22 protein-coding genes are annotated in these 22,939 nt (G+C 70.5%); 12 read left to right on the forward strand and 10 right to left on the reverse strand.

Annotated features, from left to right (window positions below; translation table 11 throughout):
• Nucleotides 1–37 precede the first annotated feature (37 nt).
• Nucleotides 38–1,678 carry an ABC-F family ATP-binding cassette domain-containing protein gene (locus tag PBV52_RS42225; protein ID WP_274246334.1) on the forward strand — a complete coding sequence of 547 codons (1,641 nt, stop codon included), beginning with the start codon at nt 38–40 and terminating at the stop codon, nt 1,676–1,678.
• A gap of 83 nt (nt 1,679–1,761) precedes the next feature.
• On the forward strand, nt 1,762–2,895 hold the full coding sequence (locus PBV52_RS42230; protein WP_274246336.1) for an IS630 family transposase: 1,134 nt from the start codon (nt 1,762–1,764) through the stop codon (nt 2,893–2,895).
• 6 nt (nt 2,896–2,901) lie between these two features.
• On the opposite strand, the gene PBV52_RS42235 is transcribed toward PBV52_RS42230, so the two are convergent.
• The 6 genes from PBV52_RS42235 to PBV52_RS42260 form a co-directional block, all read right to left on the reverse strand.
• The gene (locus tag PBV52_RS42235) at nt 2,902–3,288 is read right to left on the reverse strand and encodes a hypothetical protein (protein ID WP_274246337.1); all 387 of its coding nucleotides are present in this window, start codon (nt 3,286–3,288) and stop codon (nt 2,902–2,904) included.
• Between the two features lie 559 nt (nt 3,289–3,847).
• Entirely contained in the window at nt 3,848–5,029 is a 1,182-nt protein-coding gene (locus tag PBV52_RS42240) for a serine hydrolase (RefSeq protein WP_274246339.1), read from the reverse strand.
• Nucleotides 5,030–5,141: 112 nt separating this feature from the next.
• Nucleotides 5,142–5,693 (reverse strand): putative glycolipid-binding domain-containing protein, encoded by a 552-nt coding sequence (locus PBV52_RS42245; protein WP_274246341.1) that lies wholly within the window; start codon nt 5,691–5,693, stop codon nt 5,142–5,144.
• Between the two features lie 101 nt (nt 5,694–5,794).
• Complete coding sequence (locus PBV52_RS42250) at nt 5,795–8,164, reverse strand: Tex family protein (protein WP_274246343.1); 2,370 nt, start codon at nt 8,162–8,164, stop codon at nt 5,795–5,797.
• A gap of 103 nt (nt 8,165–8,267) precedes the next feature.
• Nucleotides 8,268–8,399: an LPFR motif small protein gene (locus tag PBV52_RS42255; protein WP_252100478.1), complete on the reverse strand. Its 132-nt coding sequence runs from the start codon at nt 8,397–8,399 to the stop codon at nt 8,268–8,270.
• Nucleotides 8,400–8,521: 122 nt separating this feature from the next.
• The gene (locus tag PBV52_RS42260) at nt 8,522–9,391 is read right to left on the reverse strand and encodes a hypothetical protein (protein WP_274246347.1); all 870 of its coding nucleotides are present in this window, start codon (nt 9,389–9,391) and stop codon (nt 8,522–8,524) included.
• A gap of 113 nt (nt 9,392–9,504) precedes the next feature.
• Here PBV52_RS42260 and PBV52_RS42265 point away from each other — a divergent pair, with 113 nt between their 5' ends.
• The gene (locus PBV52_RS42265; protein ID WP_274246350.1) at nt 9,505–10,464 is read left to right on the forward strand and encodes a GlxA family transcriptional regulator; all 960 of its coding nucleotides are present in this window, start codon (nt 9,505–9,507) and stop codon (nt 10,462–10,464) included.
• 10 nt (nt 10,465–10,474) lie between these two features.
• Nucleotides 10,475–11,125: a DJ-1/PfpI family protein gene (locus tag PBV52_RS42270; RefSeq protein ID WP_274246352.1), complete on the forward strand. Its 651-nt coding sequence runs from the start codon at nt 10,475–10,477 to the stop codon at nt 11,123–11,125.
• Here PBV52_RS42270 and PBV52_RS42275 read toward each other — a convergent pair.
• On the reverse strand, nt 11,097–11,852 hold the full coding sequence (locus tag PBV52_RS42275; protein WP_274246353.1) for an enoyl-CoA hydratase/isomerase family protein: 756 nt from the start codon (nt 11,850–11,852) through the stop codon (nt 11,097–11,099). The two genes, PBV52_RS42270 and PBV52_RS42275, sit on opposite strands and share 29 nt — an antisense overlap.
• Nucleotides 11,853–12,100: 248 nt before the next feature.
• Between PBV52_RS42275 and PBV52_RS42280 the strand changes: the two genes are divergently transcribed.
• A complete protein-coding gene (locus PBV52_RS42280) occupies nt 12,101–12,610 on the forward strand; it encodes an ATP-binding protein (protein WP_274249913.1) in 510 nt (169 codons plus the stop codon).
• A 6-nt stretch (nt 12,611–12,616) separates the two neighbouring features.
• Here PBV52_RS42280 and idi read toward each other — a convergent pair whose 3' ends face one another.
• The 3 genes from idi to galE form a co-directional block, all read right to left on the reverse strand.
• Nucleotides 12,617–13,210 (reverse strand): isopentenyl-diphosphate Delta-isomerase, encoded by a 594-nt coding sequence (gene idi / locus PBV52_RS42285; protein ID WP_274246354.1) that lies wholly within the window; start codon nt 13,208–13,210, stop codon nt 12,617–12,619.
• 210 nt (nt 13,211–13,420) lie between these two features.
• The gene (locus tag PBV52_RS42290) at nt 13,421–14,362 is read right to left on the reverse strand and encodes a cation diffusion facilitator family transporter (protein ID WP_274246355.1); all 942 of its coding nucleotides are present in this window, start codon (nt 14,360–14,362) and stop codon (nt 13,421–13,423) included.
• Between the two features lie 169 nt (nt 14,363–14,531).
• Nucleotides 14,532–15,503 carry a UDP-glucose 4-epimerase GalE gene (galE, locus tag PBV52_RS42295; RefSeq protein ID WP_274246356.1) on the reverse strand — a complete coding sequence of 324 codons (972 nt, stop codon included), beginning with the start codon at nt 15,501–15,503 and terminating at the stop codon, nt 14,532–14,534.
• A 277-nt stretch (nt 15,504–15,780) separates the two neighbouring features.
• Here galE and PBV52_RS42300 point away from each other — a divergent pair, with 277 nt between their 5' ends.
• From PBV52_RS42300 to PBV52_RS42330, 7 genes are all read left to right on the forward strand, one after another.
• On the forward strand, nt 15,781–17,568 hold the full coding sequence (locus PBV52_RS42300) for a DUF5941 domain-containing protein (RefSeq protein ID WP_274246357.1): 1,788 nt from the start codon (nt 15,781–15,783) through the stop codon (nt 17,566–17,568).
• Entirely contained in the window at nt 17,565–18,317 is a 753-nt protein-coding gene (locus PBV52_RS42305; RefSeq protein ID WP_048580884.1) for a sugar phosphate nucleotidyltransferase, read from the forward strand. The genes PBV52_RS42300 and PBV52_RS42305 overlap by 4 nt, the downstream gene beginning before the upstream one ends.
• Nucleotides 18,305–19,366, forward strand: a complete 1,062-nt coding sequence (locus PBV52_RS42310; RefSeq protein ID WP_274246360.1) for an iron-containing alcohol dehydrogenase family protein — start codon at nt 18,305–18,307, stop codon at nt 19,364–19,366. The genes PBV52_RS42305 and PBV52_RS42310 overlap by 13 nt, the downstream gene beginning before the upstream one ends.
• Nucleotides 19,344–20,123 carry a CDP-alcohol phosphatidyltransferase family protein gene (locus PBV52_RS42315; RefSeq protein ID WP_274246362.1) on the forward strand — a complete coding sequence of 260 codons (780 nt, stop codon included), beginning with the start codon at nt 19,344–19,346 and terminating at the stop codon, nt 20,121–20,123. Before PBV52_RS42310 ends, PBV52_RS42315 begins: the two co-directional genes overlap by 23 nt.
• Nucleotides 20,124–20,128: 5 nt before the next feature.
• Nucleotides 20,129–21,001, forward strand: a complete 873-nt coding sequence (locus PBV52_RS42320; RefSeq protein ID WP_274249916.1) for a glycosyltransferase family 2 protein — start codon at nt 20,129–20,131, stop codon at nt 20,999–21,001.
• Between the two features lie 97 nt (nt 21,002–21,098).
• On the forward strand, nt 21,099–22,028 hold the full coding sequence (locus PBV52_RS42325) for an ABC transporter permease (RefSeq protein WP_274246364.1): 930 nt from the start codon (nt 21,099–21,101) through the stop codon (nt 22,026–22,028).
• On the forward strand, nt 22,021–22,800 hold the full coding sequence (locus tag PBV52_RS42330) for an ABC transporter ATP-binding protein (RefSeq protein WP_274246366.1): 780 nt from the start codon (nt 22,021–22,023) through the stop codon (nt 22,798–22,800). Before PBV52_RS42325 ends, PBV52_RS42330 begins: the two co-directional genes overlap by 8 nt.
• Nucleotides 22,801–22,939: the final 139 nt, after the last annotated feature.

The raw sequence follows: 22,939 nt of genomic DNA on the forward strand, positions 1-22,939 counted from the left end.
CGCGTCCAAGGCGGCGTGGCCATTAGGATCGCTCCCTGTGACCGCAACCCTCGTCGCCAAGAACCTCGCCGCAGGCCACGGCGACCGCGCCCTGTTCAGCGGGCTCGACCTCGTCGTCGCGCCCGGAGACGTGATCGGCCTGGTCGGGGCCAACGGCGCGGGCAAGTCCACGCTGCTGCGCCTGCTTGCCGGGCTGACCGCGCCGGAGGACGGTGAGCTGCGGCTGTCCCCGCCGACCGCGACCGTCGGTCACCTCCCGCAGGAGCCGGAGCGGCGCCCGGGCGAGACCGTACGGGAGTTCCTTGCCCGGCGTACCGGGGTCGCCGAGGCCCAGCGGGTGATGGACGAGGCGACGCAGGCCCTGGTCGACGAAGCCCCTGGCGCGGACGACGCCTACGCGACGAGCCTGGAGCGCTGGCTGGGACTGGGCGGAGCCGACCTCGACGAGCGGGCGGAGGAGGTCGCCGACTCGCTGGGCCTGGCGGTGGACCTGGACCAGCCCATGACGTCCCTGTCGGGCGGCCAGGCGGCGCGCGCCGGACTGGCCTCGCTGCTGCTGTCGCGCTACGACATCTTCCTCCTCGACGAGCCGACGAACGACCTCGACCTCGACGGCCTGGAGCGCCTGGAACGCTTCGTCGGCGGCCTGCGCGCCGGCACAGTGGTCGTCAGCCATGACCGCGAGTTCCTCACCCGCACCGTCACCAAGGTCCTCGAACTCGACCTCGCCCAGCGGCAGATCAACCTCTACGGCGGCGGCTACGAGGCCTACCTGGAGGAGCGCGAGGTGTCCCGTCGGCACGCCCGCGACGACTACGAGGAGTACGCCGACAAGCGCGCCGCCCTCCAGGACCGGGCGCAGATGCAGCGCTCCTGGATGGACAAGGGCGTCAAGAACGCACGCCGCAAGGCGAGCAACGACAACGACAAGATCGGCCGCAAGTTCCGCAGCGAGGCCAGCGAGAAGCAGGCCGCCAAGGCCCGCCAGACCCAGCGCATGATCGAGCGCCTGGACGTCGTGGAGGAGCCGCGCAAGGAGTGGGAACTGCGCATGGAGATCGCCTCGGCCCCGCGCTCCGGCGCGGTCGTCGCGACCCTGCGGGACGCCGAGGTACGACGCGGCGACTTCACCCTGGGCCCGGTGTCCCTGCAGATCGACTGGGCCGACCGGGTGGCGGTCACGGGTGCCAACGGCGCTGGCAAGTCGACGCTGCTGGGCGCCCTGCTGGGCCGCGTCCCGCTGACCGCGGGACAGGCGACGCTCGGCTCCGGCGTCCTGATCGGCGAGGTCGACCAGGCCCGCAAGCTCTTCCACGGCGAGGAGTCACTGCTGGACGCCTTCTGCACGGCGGTCCCCGACACGGAACCGGCGGAAGTCCGCACCCTCCTGGCCAAGTTCGGTCTGAAGGCGGACCACGTCCTGCGCTCGGCGGCCACCCTCTCCCCGGGCGAACGCACCCGCGCGGCCCTCGCCCTCCTCCAGGGCAAGGGCGTCAACCTCCTGGTCCTGGACGAGCCCACGAACCACCTCGACCTGCCGGCCATCGAGCAACTGGAATCGGCCCTGGACGCCTACGAGGGCACGCTGCTTCTGGTCACCCACGACCGGCGCATGCTCGACGCGGTCCACGTCACCCGCCGCCTGGAGGTCGCCGACGGCAAGGTGACCGAACGCTAGTGCCGCATCAGGCAACGTTCGCCCTGTTGTGACGCGCCGTCCGGGTGTCGGTCCGGACGGCGCGGACACGCCATGCTGTTCCCGTGGCAGAACGAGTACAGGTCCGGGAGATCGACGATGACGAGGGCCGGCGGCTGCTTCGGATCATCCGCAGGGGCACCGGGTCGGTGGTGACCTGGCGGCGGGCCCAGATGGTCCTGCTGTCCGCGCAGGGCATGTCCGTGGCGAAGATCGCCGAAGTGTCGTTCACCAGCGAGGACCGGGTCCGCGATGTGATCCACAACTTCAACACCGACAGCTTCGACTCCCTCTATCCCAAGTACAAGGGCGGCCGGCCGAAGACCTTCACGCTGCCCGAGCGCCGCGAGATCAAGAAAACCGCCAAGTCCCGGCCCACCGAGCACGGCCTGCCGTTTTCCACCTGGAGTCTGACCAAGCTGGCGGACTTCCTGGTCGCCGAGGGGGTGGTCGACGACATCAGCCACGAGGGCCTGCGCATCCTGCTCCGCGAGGAAGGCGTCTCCTTTCAACGCCTGAAGACCTGGAAAACCTCCAGCGACCCCGACTACGCCGCCAAGAAGGCCCGGGTCGAGCACCTCTACGCAATCGCCGACGGCGAGGTCATACCCGAGGACGGCGAACCTGAAGTGGTCTTCTGCATGGACGAGTTCGGGCCGCTCAACCTGATGCCCCACCCCGGCCGACAGTGGGCCGAGCGCAGCGGCAGGCACAAGGACCCCGACCGCGAACCCCGCCGCAGGCGCCGCGCCACCTACAACCGCTACGGCGGAGTACGGCACCTGTTCGCCGCCCTGGGCCTCGCCAAGAACAAGCTCTACGGCCACATCAAGCCGGTCAAGCGGCGGACGCAGTTCCTGGAGTTCTGCCGCTACCTGCGCACCCTCTACCCGCCCGAGACCCGCATCGCGATCGTCTGCGACAACTTCTCCCCGCACCTGACCACGAAGAAATGCCGGCGGGTCGGCACCTGGGCAGCCGCGAACAACGTCGAGATCGCCTACACCCCGACCAACAGCTCCTGGCTCAACCGCATCGAGGCCCAGTTCACCGCCCTGCGCTACTTCACCCTCGACGGCACCGACCACGCCACCCACAAGGAACAGGGCAGCATGATCCGCCGCTACATCATCTGGCGAAACCGCCATGCCGACGACCGGCGCCTACGCGCCGTCGTCGACAGGGCGAACGTTGCCTGATACGGCCTAGCTGGGAAGCTCCCAGACGGTCACTTTGAGCCGGAGCGTGCCCAGGCCGGAGGGTGAGTCGATCACGCGGATGTGCACCGTTCGTCCTGCTGTCGTCTTGGCGCAGAAACCCTCGCCTTGCTCAAGGGGGCCGACGCCGCCGACGCCGTCCACCGCGTTCTCTGCGAGGTGAGCCCGGCATTCCTCCTCGCTCGGGGCGGTCTCGTCCAGCGGCAGCGGCGCGATCCCATTTCCGGGCGTTTGAAAGGCGATTCCTTCCTCGGCGATGGACCGGGAGAAATAGAAATCGCTGCTTTTGGTCTCGCTTTCCAGGATGAGAGGCGGCGTCGAGTCGAAGTCCGGGTAGAAAAGCTCGGCGACCGACTGGTCGTCTAGGAATTCCATGTTGACGTCGTCCGGACCGAACCGTACGGGTACGGGTTTCGCCGGGGCGGTGCCATGGCTGTCCTGTGCAGTCGGGGTCGCCGAAGGTGTCCTGTCCGTCGGGGCCGACGTCGCTGGGGAGTTCTGGTCTGTCGATGGTGACGAGGGCGAGGGCTGGCTGACGAGCACCGTCACGAGGATGCCCAGGACCGGAACGGCGATGCCGACGACCCACCACGCCCATCTGGGCTGGCGCGGTTCTCGCGCATCCGTGGTCCCAGACTCTCCCGTACCATCCGTGGTCCCAGGCTCTCCCCCGTCCGTGGTCCCAGGCTCTCCCCCGTCCGTGGTCCCAGACGCTCCCGTACCGGCTGTCGACGGCCCGTTGGAATCAGTGCTCACTAGATACCCCCGTGATGACGTCACGTCATGACAGTCCGTCATTGTACTGATACGCACGGCAGTAGAGGGGCAGACGTTGCCTGATGCGGCACTAGGGCGTGTGGGTCAGCCCCTTCCCTCCGTCAGCCCCTTCCCCCCCCGTCAACCCCTTCCCCCCCCGTCAACCCCTTCCCTCCGGTCACCGCAGCAGCGCGCAGACGAAGTTCTCCTGCACGGCGCGCAGTTCTTGCAGCAGATCGGGCTTCATGGCCTGGTTGATCTGGGTGGTGACGGAGAAGGTCAACGACCGGCGCCCGTCCGGTGTGGCGGCGATCAGCTGCGTGTAGCCGAGGGTGTTGCCGGTGTGCCCCAGCACCACCCCACACCGGGTCGTGTACCGGAAGAGGGCGAGTCCCCCGTCGTTGCGCCCCGGCCCGGCGGGCTCGGACGCCGCCCCGGGAATCCAGCGCCGCTGCTCCCGTACGACGTCGGGGCCGTACAGCCGGCCGCCGGCGTAGCCGCGGACGAACCGGGTCATGTCGACGGGCGTCGACACGATGCCGCCCGACGCCCAGACACCGGACATGCTGAGCACCTCGCTGACGTCCTCCGGAGGCGAGGGCGGGCTCACGTCGTAGCCGTGCAGATAGGGCCTCGGCATCCGGTAGCCCTGCGGCAGGCTCGTGTGGCGCAGGCCCAGCGGCCGGTACACCAGTGCCTCCAGCAGCCGCTCGTACCGGACGCCGGTCGCCGCCTCCGCCATCAGGGCGACGGCGATGTTGTCGGAGTTGGAGTACTGGTACCGGGAGCCGGGCCGGAACCGCAGGGGTTGGTCGGCGACGTAGTCGAGCAGCCTGCGGGAGTCGAAGCGGTGCCGGGGGTCTGCGCCGAGGGTCGCCACGAACGCCGGGGCCTGCGCGAAGTCGGGCAGGCCGCTGGTGTGGTTCAACAGCTGGCGCAGCGTCACGGAGCCCCAGGCCCGCGGCAGCCGGGGCAGCCGCTCGCGCAGGGTGTCGTCGAGACGCAGATAGCGCCGGTCGACGAGGGACAGCGCCACCGCCCCGCTGAATGCCTTGGCCGCACTGGCGATCCGCATGTGGTCGTGCGGGTCGGGCCTTCGGCCGGTCTCCAGGTCCGCGACACCGGCCCGCATGACCCGGCTGCCCCTGCCGTCGCGGAGGACAGCGATGACGCCGGGCGGGCCGCCCGGCGCGCGGACCAGCCCCTCCAGCTGCTGCTGGAGCGCGGGGTAGGGGTGCGGTCCGGGCCGCGCGGCGGCTTCCGCGCCCGCCGGGGACAGCAGGGCCAGGCAGGCGGCGAAGACGGAGACCGCCCCGAGACGGGGCCCGAACGGGGTACGGCGGCGGGGTGGGGTGGGCATCGGCACTCCTGAGCGGCGGTGGGCACGCGGATCGGGCGTCCAGCTTTGCCCGCCCGGAGCCGGGCGGCCGCTCGTGGTACTGCACATGGCCCAACGGCCCGCGCCCGGCGGCTCAGCCGAACCGCGCGGCCAGGCCCGGGTAATCGACGACGAAGCCGTCGTCGTCGAACGCGATGTCGCTGTGGAAGTCACCGGAGACGAAGCGAGCCCGGCCCCGCCCCAGATGCTGGTAAGTCTGCCGCGAGGGGAGGACGGTCAGTTCCGGCACCGACACCCACGCCATCAGGAACTCCAGTTCCCCGGACGCCAGATGAAGCCCGTGCCGCAGCACCGGCATCGTGTTGGTGAGCGGGCACAGCCCGAGGTCGCAGTCGAGGGCGCCGTCGACCTCGGGCAGACGCGCACCGTTCGCAGTCCAGCGGCCCGCTCCGTCATGCCGTAGATCGAGCGTGCGCACGCCCTGCGCCGACTCGGCGGTGACATACAGCCGACGCGTCACGAACCCGTCGGCCGTGTCGAGTTCGTACGAGATCCAGTACGGCTGCGGAACCGTGGCGACCGCTCGGCCGCGGGCCCGCAGGGCGTCGCCGCCGAGCTCGATCCATGCGGTCTCGACGCCCTTGCTCTCCGACACTTCCCAGGTGATGACACGCGACGTCGGCATGTCGTCAGCCTATGGGCGACCCGGCCCGGAGTCTCCGTGCCCTCCGGAGAGCCGCCCGGACCCTCCATGCGCCACCGGAGAGCCCGGGCCCGTGTCGTGGATCAGCGCTTGCCCTGCTTCTTGTCGACCAGACCCGCGCGGCGCAGCGCGTCGGCCATCGCGCTGTTGGCCGGAGCCGGCGCCTGACGTGAGCCGCCGCCACCGCCGCCGCGCCCCTGTCGCTGCTGCGGCGGCCGCCCGCCCCGCTGCCGGCGCTCACCGCCGCCCCCGCCCTGCTGCCCCTGGGCAGCCGCCTCGTCGTCGAGCCGCAGCGTCAGGGAGATCCGCTTGCGCGGGATGTCGACCTCGAGGACCTTGACCTTGACGATGTCGCCGGGCTTCACCACGTCACGGGGGTCCTTGACGAACGTCTTCGACAGCGCGGAGACGTGCGCCAGACCGTCCTGGTGGACACCGATGTCGATGAACGCCCCGAAGGCCGCCACGTTCGTCACGACGCCCTCCAGGACCATCCCGGACGCCAGGTCGGAGATCTTCTCGACGCCCTCCTTGAAGGTGGCCGTCTTGAAGGCGGGCCGCGGGTCGCGCCCGGGCTTCTCCAGCTCCTTGAGGATGTCCGTCACGGTCGGCAGACCGAAGGTCTCGTCCACGAAGTCGTTCGGCTTCAGCGACCGCAGCACGCCCGTGTTGCCGATGAGCGAGGCCACCTCCTGGCCGGAGGTCTTCACCATGCGCCGGACGACCGGGTACGCCTCGGGGTGGACGCTGGAGGAGTCCAGCGGGTCGTCGCCGCCGCGGATGCGCAGGAAGCCCGCGCACTGCTCGTACGCCTTCGGGCCCAGCCGCGCCACGCCCTTCAGCTGGGTGCGCGACTTGAAGGGGCCGTTCGCGTCCCGGTGCGCCACGATGTTCTCCGCCAGCCCCGAGGTGATGCCGGAGACCCGGGCGAGCAGCGGTGCCGACGCCGTGTTGACGTCCACGCCCACGCCGTTCACACAGTCCTCCACCACCGCGTCCAGCGAGCGCGACAGCTTCACCTCGGACAGGTCGTGCTGGTACTGGCCGACACCGATCGACTTCGGGTCGATCTTCACCAGCTCGGCCAGCGGGTCCTGCAGACGGCGGGCGATCGACACCGCGCCGCGCAGCGACACGTCCATGTCGGGCAGCTCCTGCGAGGCGAACGCCGAGGCCGAGTACACCGAGGCGCCCGCCTCGGACACCATCACCTTGGTGAGCTTCAACTCGGGGTGCTTGGTGATGAGTTCACCGGCGAGCTTGTCGGTCTCACGGGACGCCGTGCCGTTGCCGATCGCGACCAGCTCGACCGCGTGCTCCTTGGCCAGCCGCGCGAGCTTGGTGATCGCCTCGTCCCACTTGTTCGCCGGGACGTGCGGGTAGATGACGTCCGTCGCGACGACCTTGCCGGTGGCGTCGACGACGGCGACCTTCACACCGGTACGGAAGCCGGGGTCCAGCCCCAGCGTCGCGCGCGTGCCGGCGGGGGCGGCGAGCAGCAGATCCCGCAGGTTCGCCGCGAAGACGTTGACCGCCTCGTCCTCGGCGGCCGTCCGCAGCCGCAGCCGCAGGTCGATGCCGAGGTGGACGAGGATCCGGGTGCGCCAGGCCCAACGGACCGTGTCCTTGAGCCACTTGTCGGCGGGGCGGCCGCGGTCGGCGATCGCGAACTTCGCGGCGACGATCCCCTCGTACGACGAAGGACCGTCCGTGGGCTCCTCCGGCTCCAGGACGAGGTCGAGGACCTCCTCCTTCTCGCCGCGCAGCATCGCCAGGACGCGGTGCGAGGGCAGCTCGGTGAACGGCTCGGCGAAGTCGAAGTAGTCGGCGAACTTCGCGCCCGCCTCCTCCTTGCCGTCGCGCACCTTGGCGGCCAGTCGCCCACGCACCCACATGCGCTCGCGCACCTCGCCGATCAGGTCGGCGTCCTCCGAGAACCGCTCCGTGAGGATCGCCCGGGCGCCGTCCAGCGCGGCCTGCGGATCGGCCACGCCCTTGTCGGCGTCGACGAACGCGGCGGCAGCGGCCAGCGGCTCGACGGTCGGGTCGCCGAGCAGGCCGTCGGCGAGGGGCTCCAGCCCGGCCTCACGCGCGATCTGCGCCTTGGTCCTGCGCTTGGGCTTGTACGGCAGATAGATGTCCTCGAGCCGCGCCTTGGTCTCGGCGCCGCGGATCCGGGCCTCCAACTCCTCGGTCAGCTTGCCCTGCTCGCGCACCGACTCGAGGATCGCCGTCCGCCGCTCCTCCAGCTCCCGCAGATAGCGCAGCCGCTCCTCGATCGTGCGCAGCTGCGCGTCGTCGAGCATCTCGGTCGCTTCCTTGCGGTAGCGGGCGATGAAGGGCACCGTCGAACCGCCGTCGAGCAGCTCCACGGCAGCCTTCACCTGCCGCTCTCGTACGCCGAGCTCCGCGGCGATCCTGCCTTCGATGGACCCTACGAGGGGTGTCGTCACGATCCCGTCCCGCCTTCTCACTGAGGTTGCGCGGCAATTGTGGCAGGTGGCACCGACAACCGGGGATCAGGGCGGCAACCCGGCCGGTCGTGGCGGGGCGGAATCAGGCCCTGCGGCTTCGCGTACTGCTGGAGGCGCCGCCGAAGAGCCGGGCCAGGGCCCGGAACGGCAGCGTCACGACCGTGGCGATCGCACCACCGATCTGCCGCAACACGTCTGCGATTGCACGGAACACTTGTTTCCCCTTTCCTCTGCGGCCACGACGGCCGGCCGGGGACCGGGTACCGCGGCTCGGGCCCGCCATGCGGCGCGGGCCCGATCAAGGGGGCCGTCCGAGCCTCTGCCTCCCGGGAGGCCTCAGCCCTTGCCGAGCAGATCCGCCGGAAACGCCCCCGCCGCCACCGCGGCCCGCGCGAATCCCGCACCGAGTTCCGTCAGCCGTGCGACCCCCTCCGCGCCGAGGTGCTCGTACGGTGCCCGGTCCAGGCGGTCCGTCTCGGACTCGATCTCCTCGCGCAGGGCGACGCCCTTGGGTGTGAGCTCGCCCGAGTCGTCCAGCAGACCTCGCTCGCGCAGCCGGTCGGAGGCCGCGTCCCAGTCCTCCTGGGTCCAGCCACGGCTGGAGAACACCCACTTCGGCGTCATGCCCTTGCCGGTCGCGGTGTGGGTCACCACCGCCTCCAGCCCGTCGAGCCCCGCGGACATCAGGACGGCGAGGTGCCCGTCACCCCGGTGCTCGCGCAGCAGCGTGGTGGCGTGGAAGTAGGCCAGGTGCGGCTCCTCGGGGACCGCCAGATCCGCGTGCGCCGAGTACAGCGGCCGTGCACTGCGCGAACAGGCCTCGGTCGCCCGGAGCGCGAGCCGCGCGGCCTGTGCCATCTCCGCGGACGCCACCGCCTCCTCGCCGAGCAGCCGCCGCAGCAGCGAGTCGACCGCACGCGCGCGTGCCGCCAGCACGTCCTCGGGCGAGGCGAGCGCCCAGACCGCCGGTACGTGCCGGGCGACCAGCTCGTGCTTGTAGTTGTAGAACGTCGCCGTCACCGCGCCCGCACCGACCGGACCCAGCGCGGCGGCCCGTACCGCGAAGTTGACGGCCCTGGGATGCGTGATCCCGAGAGCGGCCAGTTCCTTGCCCAGTTCGGGGGCGAAGTAGGACGTCGCGTGCAGGGAGTTGAGCACGTGGTGGCAGCGGCGACCGGCACGGCGCTCAAGGGCGTCAGTAGTCATGGCCCGGAGGTTACCAACCGCTTGGTACGTCCCGTGTGTGCGCCTGGAGCATGGCAGAAAAGGTGGGGATCTCGTCATTGCGGCCGTCCTCGGGGTGCCGAAGAATCGACCACATGGCGCAGCGAACCGTTCTTTTCGTCCTGTTCGACGGTGTGCAGAGCCTCGACGTCACCGGCCCGCTGGAGGTCTTCGCGGGGGCCGAGCAGCACACCCCGGGCACGTACCGCATCCGTACGGCCTCGCTGGACGGCGCCCCCGTGCGCACCTCCAGCGGCCTGACCGTCGTACCGGACGAATCGCTCGCGGACAGCGAGGAGCCGCACACCCTGCTGGTCCCGGGCGGCCAGGGCACCCGGAGTCCGGACACCCGGCTGACCGATTGGCTGCGCGAGCACGGACCGCGGGCCGAGCGGCTGGTCTCGGTGTGCACCGGCGCGATCCGGCTCGCCCAGGCGGGCCTCCTGGACGGTCGCCGCGCCACCACCCACTGGGCGTACTGCGCCAAGCTCGCCCGCGACCACCCGGCCGTCGAGGTCGACCCCGACCCGATCTACGTGCGCGACGGACACGTCTCGACATCCGCCGGCGTCACCTCGGGCATCGACCTCGCCCTCGCCCTGGTGGAGGAGGACCTCGGCCGGGACGCGGCCCTCGCCATCGCCCGGCACCTGGTCGTCTTCCTCCGGCGGCCCGGGAACCAGGCCCAGTTCAGCGCCCAGCTCGCCGCCCAGACCGCCCGGCGCGAGCCGCTGCGCGAGGTCCAGCAGTGGATCACCGAGCACCCCGGCGAGGACCTGTCGGTGGAGGCGCTGGCCGCCCGGGCCCGCCTCTCGCCCCGCCACTTCGCCCGCGCCTTCCAGAGCGAGACCGGGATGACCCCGGGCCGCTACGTCGACCGCGTCCGCCTCGAACACGCCCGCCGGCTCCTGGAGGACACCGCCGACGGCATCGAGGAGATCTCCCGCACCAGCGGCTACGGCACCCCGGAGGCGATGCGCCGTGCCTTCGTCAGGACCCTCGGCGCGGCCCCCTCCGAGTACCGCCGCCGCTTCCACCCGATCCCTACGCACTGAAGGGCCCACGATGCAGTTCGCGATCGTCCTCTACGACCGATTCACCGCCCTCGACGCCGTCGGACCGTACGAGACCCTCGGCCGGCTGCCGGACTGCGAGCTCGTCTTCGTCGCCGAGGAGAGCGGACCCGTCCGCAGCGACAGCGGGAATCTCACGTTGATCGCCGACAAGACCCTGGCCGAGGTGCCGAACCCCGACGTGGTGGTCGTCCCCGGCGGTCCCGGGCAGATCCTGCAGATGGAGAACAAGGTCCTCCTCGACTGGATCCGCACCGCCGACGCCACCAGCACCTGGACGACGTCCGTGTGCACCGGCTCCCTGCTGCTCGCCGCCGCGGGCCTCCTCGAAGGGCGCCGTGCGACCTCGCACTGGCTGGCCCTGGACGAGCTGCGGAAGTTCGGCGTCGAACCGACGGGGGAGCGGGTGGTGACCGACGGCAAGTACGTCACCGCGGCCGGGGTGTCCTCTGGCATCGACATGGGGCTCGCCCTGCTCGGCCACCTCGCCGGCGACTTCGTCGCCCAGGCCGTACAGCTGGGGATCGAGTACGACCCGCAGCCGCCCTACGACGCCGGGGCACCGCACAAGGCGCCCGCGGACGTCGTCGAGCTGCTCCGGTCGAGGAGCCGGTTCATCCTCGGCCAGGAACCGACCACGTGAACCGCGGCTGACGGCGCTCCAGGAACGCGGCGACCCCCTCCGCGGCGTCGCCGCTGCCGCGCGCCTGCTCGCTCCAGTGCGCGTCCCGGTCCGCACGCCCGTCCGCGAACTCCTTCGCCGCGGCCTGCGTCAGCTGCGAGCGCGACGCCAGGATCCGGGTGAACTCCACGACCCGCTTGCCGAGTTCGCCCTCCGGCAGCACCTCGTCCACCAGACCCGTACGCAGCGCACGCTCCGCGCCGATCAACTCGCCCGAGAACAACAGGTACTTGGTGGTCGCCGGTCCCACCAGTGACACCAACCGCCGCGTGGACGACGCCGGATACACGATCCCGAGCTTCGCCGGCGTCACCCCGAACAGCGACCCCTCCTCGGCGAACCGCAGATCACACGCCGCCGCCAGCTGCGACCCGCCACCCACACAGTGCCCCCGGATCGCCGCCAGCGTCGGCTTGGGGAAGGCGGCCAGCGCCTCCTCGGCGGCCACCGCCAGCCCCTGCGCCTCCTGAGATGACCCCTGGAGCGTCGAGATGTCGGCGCCCGCACAGAACGTCCCGCCCTCACCGGTCAGCACCAGCGCCCGCACGGCCGGATCCGCGGCCAGTGTGCCGAGCAGCGGCGGCAGCGCCCGCCACATCGCGGCCGTCATCGCGTTGCGCTTGGCCGGATGGTGGATGACGACGGTGGCGACCGAGTCGGCGACGCTGTGCAGCAGCTGGGGCTCCATGGCCCGGATGCTATACGCCCGCACCGAACGGCCGATCAAGAAGGGTGCCCGCCAAACCCGTACAACCCGAATAGTTCGCCAAGTCGGCACGAGCGGGACAGGAGCGGTCCCACATCTGACGGTGTCATACGCCAACGATCAGAAACGCTCGATACCTGCTGACTTGTGTTCAGTTCTACGGTCCGGACCTGCGCGTTACCAACACTCGACGTGTGGTGACAATCGAGCGCGAGGGTGGCGACCGGACGATGGAGAACCACGGGCGCGGGTCCGGCCCACGCCCAGCAGGCGGCGCGGCCGAGCCCGTCGGTCAGCGGCCGCCGAATCCACTGCCGTACGAGGGCGTCTGGCGGTTCACCGCTCCCGCCGTCGACGCCTCCGTCCCGCAGGCGCGGCACGCCGTACGGGACCTGCTGTACCGCCAGGGCGTGCCGGTTTCGGACGACCTCGTCCAGGGGGTGCTGCTGATCGTCTCGGAGCTGGTCACGAACGCCGTACGGCACGCGGCGCTGCTGTCGCCGATGCTGGCCGTGGAGGTCGCCGTCGGCGCCGAGTGGCTGCGGGTGTCCGTCGAGGACAACCACCCCTACCGCCCGACAGCCCTGGAGGCGGACCACGGCCGGACCGGCGGCCGCGGGCTGCTCCTGGTGCGCGAGGTCACGCGCGAGGCGGGCGGCGTGTGCGACGTCGAGCACACGGCGAGCGGCGGCAAGGTGATCTGGGCCGCCGTCCCGCTCAAACCCGTGCGCGTGCCCTAGGGCTCGTCACCAGTCGGCCGACGGTCCCGTCAGCTCCCTGATCGCGGGGCGGGCCGCGTCGAGAACCGTCATGAACCAGGACGAGAAGGTGTCCTTCGCGTGGCGCTCCGTCAGCTCGGCGGAGGTCACGAAGGCGGTCGCACCGACCTCCTCGGAGTCCGGCCGCAGCGGGGACTGCACCAGGCCGACGAAGAGGTGGTTGTACTCCTGCTCCACCAGACCCGAGTCCGGGTCCGGGTGGTTGTAGCGGACCGTGCCCGCCTCCGCGAGCAGCGACGGGGAGACACCGAGTTCCTCGTGCGTGCGCCGGGCCGCGGCCGCGAAGGGCGCCTCGCCGGGGTAGGGGTGGCCGCAGCAGGTGTTGGACCAGACGCCGGGGGAGTGGTACTTGCCGAGCGCCCGCTGCTGGAGCAGCAGCCGGCCGCGCTCGTCGAAGAGGAACACGGAGAAGGCGCGGTGCAGCTGCCCCGGCGGCTGATGGGCGGCGAGCTTCTCCGCGGTGCCGATCGTCACACCGTTCTCGTCGACCAGTTCCAGCAAAATCGCGTCTGCGGCGCCGTTCGACGGACTGTGCGTCGCGGTCGCAGGTGTGATCGGCATACCCATCCTTCGCATCGGTCTTGCGCCCCAAGTGTGCCGTACGAATCCGGCACTCCCGGCAGTTGATCGTGCCCGGCGCGGCGGGCACGGAACCGTCGGCGGGGGCGCTGTGAGCATGAGGACGCAACCGACCACCGGATCGCTGCATTCCACCCGTACTGGCGTTTTATCGGACCGTACGGTTGTTTCAGTGCGGACCGTACGGTTGTTTCAGTGGCAGAGCCGGGCCTCGTGCTCCGCGTGCCCGACCGGCTCCAGCTGGAAGGTGCAGTGCTCCACGTCGAAGTGGTCGCCGAGACAGCCCTGGAGCTCGTGCAGCATCTTCTCGTGGCCGATCGCGTTCAGGACGTCGGAGCGCACCACCACGTGCGCCGACAGCACCGGCATGCCGGACGTGATCGTCCAGGCGTGCAGATCGTGGACGTCCTCGACGCCGTCGAGGGCGAGTATGTGGGCCCGCACCTGAGCCATGTCGACGTTCTTGGGGGCCGACTCCAGCAGCACGTCGAGGGTCTCGCGCAGCAGTTTGAAGGTGCGCGGCACGATCATCAGGCCGATGACCAGCGAGGCGATCGGGTCGGCGGTCTGCCAGCCGGTGGCCAGGATCACCGCCGCCGAGATCAGCACCGCCAGCGAGCCCAGCGCGTCCGCGGCCACCTCCAGGAAGGCGCCGCGCACGTTCAGGCTCTCCTTCTGGCCGCGCATCAGCAGCGTCAGCGAGATCATGTTCGCGACCAGGCCGATCGCACCGAACACGATCATCAGGCCGCCCTCGGTGTCCGCGGGCGTGAAGAACCGCTGGATCGCCTCGTACAGGACGTAGCCGCCGACGCCGAGCAGCAGCACGCAGTTGGCGAGGGCGGCGAGGATCTCCGCGCGGGCGTAGCCGAAGGTGCGCGTCGTGCTCGGCGGCCGGTTCGCGAAGTGGATGGCGAGCAGGGCCATGCCCAGGCCGAGCGCGTCCGTCGCCATGTGCGCCGCGTCCGCGATCAGAGCGAGCGAGTCCGCGGCCACACCGCCGACGATCTCGACCACCATGACGCCGAGCGTGATCGACAGGGCGACGCGCAGCCTTCCGCGATACGCGGCCGCCGCCGTGCCGGTCGTGGGCGCGTGCGAGTGCGCGTGCCCGTGATCGTGCCCAGCCCCCATGAGAAAGCCGCCCTTCTGTGGTCCGTCCGACGATCGGAACTTCCGTCCGGGATCACAGTGAACTACGGGCGGGGGGTATCGGGCAACGCGGCACTGAACACCGTTGTCATGTGCCCTGACCTGCGGAAACGATGCGCAGGTCAGGGCTGTGCGCATGATCGGCCGCTGATCAGCCGCCGTGGTGCAGCAGCCACCCCTGCCACGCCGACTCCACCATCTCGCGTACCCCGCGCCGAGCCGTCCAGCCGAGCTCCTCGGCGGCCAGCGCGGCCGAGGCGACCGCGCGCGGGGCGTCCCCGGGGCGCCGGGCCTCGATGACGGCGGGGCGCCGGTCACCGGTGACCTCGCCGATGACGGTGATCAGCTCGCGGACGGAGACGCCCTCGCCGCGACCGATGTTGACCGTCAGATCACCGCTCGCGTCCGCCGCGGTGAGCCGCCGTGCCGCCGCCAGGTGCGCCTCGGCGAGGTCCGCGACATGGATGTAGTCGCGGATGCAGGTGCCGTCCGGCGTCGGATAGTCGTCGCCGAAGATTCGCGGGGCCTCGTCGCGGGTGAGCCGGTCGAAGACCATGGGGACGATGTTGAAGACGCCCGTGTCCGCCAGCTCGGGCGCGGCGGCGCCCGCGACGTTGAAATAACGCAGGCACACGGTCGCGATGCCGTGCGCCCGGCCCGCCGCCCTCACCAGCCACTCACCGGCGAGCTTGGTCTCGCCGTACGGGTTCACCGGCGCGCACTCGGTGTCCTCCGTGATGAGATCCACATCGGGGTTGCCGTAGACGGCGGCGGACGACGAGAACACGAACCGCTTGATCCCCGCCTCGGCGACCGCCTCCAGGAGCGTGGTGAGACCGCCCACGTTCTCCCGGTAGTAGCGCGTCGGCTGCGCCACGGACTCCCCGACCTGCTTGCGCGCGGCGAGATGCACCACACCCGTCACCGCGTGCTCGGCCAGCACCCGCTTCAGCAGGTCACCGTCCAGCGACGAGCCCTCGACGAGCGGGATGCCCGAAGGCAGCCGCGCGGGATGTCCGGCCGAGAGGTCGTCCAGTACGAGGACACGCTCCCCGGCGTCGGTCATGGCCCGCGCCACATGTGCCCCTATGTAGCCGGCTCCGCCGGTGATCAGCCATGTCATGGTCGTTCACCCTATGCCGAGGTACAGGCGGTGGAACCAATGTCCTTGATGTCCCGTCTGTGAGTACGGGTTTGTAGGCAGGACCCGAAATCCCCGATGATGATCGCGGCAATGCTCTGGGAAAACCACGTTGATCGCTCCGCCAAACGGGTGGTGAACGTCGGCTTGCGTCAATCCGATAGCCTCTGCCGACATGCCGCCCGGGCCCTCGGTAACGGGCGCCCCCACACATGCACATGACCGGCCGGACACGCCGGTACCCAGGGAGTGAGTTCGGTTGTCGACCGCCATCCTGACCGGTCCGCCGGTCCCCGGATCGTCGATCGAGGGCGATCTGCGGTCCCTCGGCTACGACGTGCGGGTCGCCGCCGACCCGGCCGACGCCGAGACGCTCCTCGCCCAGGTGCCCGGTGACCAGCGGGTCGCCGTCGTCGACGCCCGCTTCGTCGGCCACCTGCACGCGCTGCGCCTCGGCCTGACCGACCCCCGCTTCCCGCTGGCCGCCGTCCAGGGCGCCGTGACGGCCCAGCCGGCCGGCCGCCAGGCGCTGACCCGCGCCATGGCCCGCGAGAACTCCGCGGGCGGCGGGACGGCGGTGGCCGTCGACAGCCTCGCCGACCGCATCGTCGCCGCCCTCGACGACGAAGGCACCGACGTCCAGCGCCCCGAGCTAGGCAGCCTGGTCGCCACCGTCCCGGCCGACCCCCAGGCCCGCAACGAGGCACGGCAGGCCGTCGCCGCCGTCGACGACGAGGCCGTACGTCTGAAGTCGGCGGTGAAGTCCCGCGACGGCTTCTTCACCACCTTCTTCATCAGCCCGTACTCCCGCTACATCGCCCGCTGGTGCGCCCGCCGTGGCCTGACCCCGAACCAGGTCACCACCGCCTCCCTGATCACCGCGCTCATCGCGGCGGGCTGCGCGGCCACCGGCACCCGGGGCGGCTTCATCGCGGCGGGCGTCCTGCTGATCTTCTCGTTCGTGCTGGACTGCACCGACGGCCAGCTCGCCCGCTACTCCCTGCAGTACTCCACGCTCGGTGCCTGGCTCGACGCCACCTTCGACCGGGCCAAGGAGTACGCCTACTACGCCGGCCTCGCCCTCGGCGCCGCCCGCGGCGGCGACGACGTCTGGGCCCTCGCCCTCGGCGCGATGGTCCTGCAGACCTGCCGGCACGTCGTGGACTTCTCCTTCAACGAGGCCAACCACGACGCCACCGCCAACACCAGCCCCACCGCCGCCCTGTCCGACAAGCTCGACAGCGTCGGCTGGACGGTGTGGGTGCGCCGGATGATCGTCCTGCCGATCGGCGAGCGCTGGGCGATGATCGCGGTGCTGACGGCGGTCACCACTCCTCGGATCACCTTCTACGCGCTGCTCATCGGCTGCGCCTTCGCGGCGACGTACACGACGGCGGGCCGGGTCCTGCGGTCGGTGACGCGGAAGGCCAGGCGTACGGCCCGGGCCGCGCAGGCGCTGGTGGACCTCGCGGACAACGGGCCCCTGGCCTCCTTCGTGGCCCGTGTCACGCGTGCCGTGCTCGGCGCCCCGCTGCTGGTCGCGCTGGGCGGGACGGCCGTCCTCGCCGTGTCCCTGTTCTCCGGGGCGACCTGGGCACCCGTCGCGGGTGCCGTCGTCTACGCGATCACCGCCGGTCAGGCCCTGTACCGCCCCCTCAAGGGCGCCCTCGACTGGCTCGTCCCGCCCGTCTTCCGTGCCGCCGAATACGGCACCGTCCTGATCCTCGCGGCCAAATCCGAGGTGAACGGAGCCCTTCCTGCGGCTTTCGGCCTGGTGGCGGCTGTCGCCTACCATCACTACGACACGGTGTACCGCATCCGCGGCAACGCCGGAGCGCCCCCGGCCTGGCTGGTGCGCTCCATCGGGGGGCACGAAGGGCGGACGCTGCTCGTCACCGTCCTGGCCGCCGCGCTCACCGCCTCGCAGTTCAAGGTCGCGCTCACGGCCCTCGCCGTGGCCGTGGCCCTCGTGGTGCTCGTCGAGAGCATCCGCTTCTGGGTGTCCTCCGGGGCGCCCGCCGTACACGATGAAGGAGAACCCGCATGATCGGCCTCGTGCTGGCGGCCGGCGCCGGACGGCGTCTGCGCCCCTACACCGACAGCCTTCCCAAGGCTCTGGTGCCGGTGGGGCCCGCGGGCATAGAGGGCGAACCCACGGTTCTCGATCTGACCCTCGGCAACTTCGCCGAGATCGGTCTGACCGAGGTCGCGATCATCGTCGGCTACCGCAAGGAGGCCGTCTACGAGCGCAAGGAAGCGCTGGAGCAGAAGTACGGCCTGAAGCTCACGCTCATCGACAACGACAAGGCCGAGGAGTGGAACAACGCCTACTCCCTGTGGTGCGGCCGTGACGCCCTCAAGGACGGCGTGATCCTCGCCAACGGCGACACCGTCCACCCGGTCTCCGTCGAGAAGACGCTGCTCGCCGCCCGCGGCGACGGCAAGAAGATCATCCTCGCCCTGGACACGGTGAAGAGCCTGGCCGACGAGGAGATGAAGGTCGTCGTCGACCCCGAGAAGGGCATGACGAAGATCACCAAGCTGATGGATCCCGCCGAGGCCACCGGCGAGTACATCGGCGTCACCCTCATCGAGGGCGACGCCGCCCCCGAGCTGGCCGACGCCCTGAAGACCGTGTGGGAGACCGACCCGCAGCAGTTCTACGAGCACGGCTACCAGGAGCTCGTGAACCGCGGCTTCCGCATCGACGTGGCGCCGATCGGCGACGTCAAGTGGGTGGAGATCGACAACCATGACGATCTCGCCCGTGGACGGGAGATCGCGTGCCAGTACTGACCCGGCTCATTCCCTCGCCGGTCGTCGTGGACATCCGCCCGGGTGCCCTCGACGACCTGGGCGGTGTGCTCGCCGACGAACGCATCTCGCACTCCGGCAAGCTGGCCGTCGCGGTCAGCAACGGTTCCGGCGCCCGGCTCAAGGAGCGGCTCGCTCCCGCGCTGCCCGGCGCCAGCTGGTACGAGGTCGGCGGCGGCACCCTGGACGACGCGATCCGGCTGGCCAGTGACATAAAGGCCGGCCACTACGACGCGGTCGTCGGGCTCGGCGGCGGCAAGATCATCGACTGTGCCAAGTTCGCCGCGGCGCGCGTCGGCCTGCCCCTGGTCGCCGTACCGACGAACCTCGCGCACGACGGTCTGTGCTCGCCGGTCGCCACCCTCGACAACGACGCGGGCCGCGGCTCCTACGGTGTGCCGAACCCGATCGCGGTCGTCATCGACCTGGACGTCATCCACGACGCTCCGGCACGCTTCGTGCGCGCCGGCATCGGCGACGCCATCTCCAACATCTCCGCGATCGCGGACTGGGAACTCGCCAACCGCGTCAACGGCGAGAAGATCGACGGCCTCGCCGCCGCGATCGCCCGGCAGGCCGGCGAGGCGGTACTCCGGCACCCCGGCGGCATAGGGGACACCAACTTCCTGCAGGTGCTGGCGGAGGCGCTGGTCCTCAGCGGTATCGCCATGTCGGTGTCGGGCGACTCCCGCCCGTCCTCCGGGGCGTGCCACGAGATCAACCACGCCTTCGACCTGCTGTTCCCCAGGCGCGCGGCCGCCCACGGCGAGCAGTGCGGACTGGGTGCGGCCTTCGCGATGTACCTGCGCGGGGCCCACGAGGAGTCGGCCTACATGGCCGAGGTGCTGCGTCGGCACGGGCTGCCGGTACTGCCGGAGGAGATCGGCTTCACGGACGAAGAGTTCGTCCGTGTCGTGGAGTTCGCTCCGCAGACCCGGCCCGGCCGCTACACGATCCTCGAACACCTCGACCTGACCACCGACCAGATCAAGGACATCTACGCCGACTATGTCAAGGCCATCGGTAGCTGAACTCCGCCCCGTCGTTCACCCCGCGGGGGTGAAGGACCGGCGCAGCGGTGAGCACTGGATGGGACGCCTCTACATGCGTGAGGTGTCCCTGCGGGTCGACCGCTATCTGGTGAACACCAGGGTCACGCCCAACCAGCTCACGTACCTGATGACCGTCTGTGGTGTCCTCGCGGCCCCGGCACTCCTGGTGCCGGGGATCCCGGGGGCGGTGCTCGGCGTGGTCATGGTCCAGCTCTACCTGCTGCTGGACTGCGTCGACGGCGAGATCGCGCGCTGGAGGAAGCAGTACTCGCTCGGCGGGGTCTACATGGACCGGGTCGGCGCCTACCTCACCGACGCCGCGGTCCTCGTCGGCTTCGGTCTGCGCGCCGCCGACCTGTGGGGCAGCGGCCGTATCGACTGGCTGTGGGCGTTCCTCGGCACCCTGGCCGCGCTCGGCGCGATCCTGATCAAGGCGGAGACCGACCTCGTCGGTGTCGCCCGGCACCAGAACGGGCTGGCTCCGGTCAAGGAGGCCGCCTCCGAGATGCGCTCCTCCGGCATGGCGCTGGCCCGCAAGGCCGCCGCCGCGCTCAAGTTCCACCGCCTGGTCCTCGGCATCGAGGCGTCCTTGCTGATCCTGGTGCTGGCGATCGCCGACCAGGCCCGCGGTGACCTGTTCTTCACCCGGCTCGGCGTCGCGGTGCTGGCGGGTATCGCGCTGCTGCAGACCCTGCTGCACCTCGTGTCCATCCTCGCTTCGAGCAGGCTGAAGTGAGCGGCATGAAGGTCGGCGCGGTGATCATCACCATGGGCAACCGCCCCGACGAGCTCCGTGCCCTGCTCGACTCGGTCGCCAAGCAGGACGGCGACCCGGTCCAGGTCGTCGTGGTCGGCAACGGCTCCCCGGTGCCCGACGTCCCCGAAGGCGTCCGCACGATCGAGCTGCCCGAGAACCTCGGCATCCCCGGCGGCCGCAACGTCGGCATCGAGGCCTTCGGCCCCAGCGGGCGCGATGTCGACGTACTGCTGTTCCTCGACGACGACGGCCTCCTCGCCCACCACGACACCGCGGAGCTGTGCCGCGAGGCCTTCGCCGCCGACCCCAAGCTCGGCATCATCAGCTTCCGCATCGCCGACCCGGACACCGGCGTCACCCAGCGCCGCCACGTCCCCCGGCTGCGCGCCTCCGACCCGATGCGCTCCTCCCGGGTCACCACCTTCCTCGGCGGCGCCAACGCCGTCCGCACCCAGGTCTTCGCCGAGGTCGGCGGGCTGCCGGACGAGTTCTTCTACGCCCATGAGGAAACCGACCTGGCATGGCGGGCCCTCGACGCGGGCTGGATGATCGACTACCGGTCCGACATGGTGCTGTACCACCCGACGACGGCGCCCTCCCGGCACGCGGTCTACCACCGCATGGTCGCCCGCAACCGCGTCTGGCTCGCCCGCCGCAACCTCCCCGCCCCCCTCGTCCCGGTCTATCTGGGCGTCTGGATGCTGCTCACCCTCCTGCGCCGTCCCTCCCGCTCCGCCCTGAAGGCATGGTTCGGCGGATTCAGGGAAGGCTGGACCACTCCGTGCGGTCCCCGCAGGCCCATGAAGTGGCGTACGGTGTGGCGGCTGACTCGACTGGGTCGACCTCCCGTCATCTGACAAGCTCGACCCTTAGAGCGACCGGGCCGTATCCGGGCCCGGGGGTTCATGCCAGGCCCGCACAGGCTGCGCATCTCGAAGACGAAAGTTTCAACTGGTGAGTGAGACAACGCACGACGGTTCAGTCGCGGTGAGCGCGCCTCCGTCGCCCGACGAGGGCCTCACGGCGGCACAGCTGGCCGCCAAGTACGGGCTGTCCGTGAGCGGCGCCCGCCCCTCGCTGTTCGAGTACGTCCGCCAGCTCTGGGACCGGCGGCACTTCATCCTCGCGTTCTCGCGGGCGAAGCTGACCGCTCAGTACAGCCAGGCGAAGCTCGGCCAGCTCTGGCAGGTGGCCACGCCACTGCTGAACGCGGCGGTGTACTTCTTCATCTTCGGCCTCATCCTCAAGGCCGACCGCGGCATGGACCGCGAGGTGTACATCCCGTTCCTCGTCACCGGCGTGTTCGTGTTCACCTTCACCCAGAGCTCGGTGATGGCGGGCGTACGCGCGATCTCCGGCAACCTCGGCCTGGTCCGCGCGCTGCACTTCCCGCGCGCCTCGCTGCCGATCTCCTTCGCGCTCCAGCAGCTCCAGCAGCTGCTGTTCTCGATGATCGTGCTGTTCGTGGTGGCCGTCGGCTTCGGCAGCTACCCGCGCCTGTCCTGGCTGCTGATCGTGCCGGTGCTGGTGCTGCAGTTCCTCTTCAACACCGGCCTCGCGATGATCATGGCCCGTGCGGGTGCCAAGACCCCGGACCTGGCCCAGCTCATGCCCTTCGTGATGCGTACGTGGATGTACGCGTCCGGCGTGATGTTCTCGATCCCGATCATGCTGAAGGACCGGCCGGACTGGATCGCGACCGTCCTGCAGTGGAACCCGGCCGCGATCTACATGGACCTGATGCGCTTCGCCCTCATCGACGGTTACGGCTCCTCGAACCTGCCCGACCACGTCTGGGCGGCCGCGCTCGGCTGGGCCGTGCTGTTCGCCGTCGGGGGCTTCGTGTACTTCTGGAAGGCGGAGGAGAGGTACGGCCGTGGCTGAGCAGAACCCGGGGGACCGCATCCCCACCGTCATCGCCGACGAGCTGCACATCGTCTACCGCGTCAACGGCGCCAAGACCGGCAAGGGCAGCGCCACCGCCGCCCTCAGCCGCATCGTCAAGCGCGGCGAGGAGCGCGGGGTGCGCAAGGTGCACGCCGTCCGCGGCGTCTCCTTCACCGCCTACCGCGGCGAGGCCATCGGCCTCATCGGCTCCAACGGCTCCGGCAAGTCCACCCTGCTGCGCGCCATCGCCGGCCTGCTCCCGCCCGAGAAGGGCAAGGTCTACACCGACGGCCAGCCCTCGCTGCTGGGCGTGAACGCGGCCCTGATGAACGACCTGACCGGCGAGCGCAACGTCATATTGGGTGGGCTCGCCATGGGCATGACCCGCGAGCAGATCAAGGAGCGCTACCAGGAGATCGTCGACTTCTCCGGCATCAACGAGAAGGGCGACTTCATCACCCTGCCGATGCGCACCTACTCCTCCGGCATGGCGGCCCGGCTGCGCTTCTCCATCGCCGCCGCCAAGGACCACGACGTCCTGATGATCGACGAGGCGCTGGCCACCGGTGACCGCAAGTTCCAGAAGCGCTCCGAGGAACGCATCCGCGAGCTGCGCAAGGAAGCCGGCACCGTGTTTCTGGTCAGTCACAACAACAAGTCGATCCGCGACACCTGCAACCGCGTTCTGTGGCTGGAACGCGGCGAGCTGCGGATGGACGGACCGACGGACGAGGTCCTCAAGGAGTACGAGAAGTTCACGGGCAAGTAGTCCACCCGGACATGGGCCGTGTGGCCCAGGACGCTTCGCAGGGCCCCGCCGGAACTGCCCCGGCGGGGCCCCGCGTCTGCAAAGGAAACGTCAACTCCGGTCGGCCGTAGGAATCTTGACGCCAATCGGTGTGTTCTTG

This window comes from Streptomyces sp. T12, from assembly GCF_028736035.1.
Taxonomy (GTDB): Bacteria; Actinomycetota; Actinomycetes; order Streptomycetales; family Streptomycetaceae; genus Streptomyces.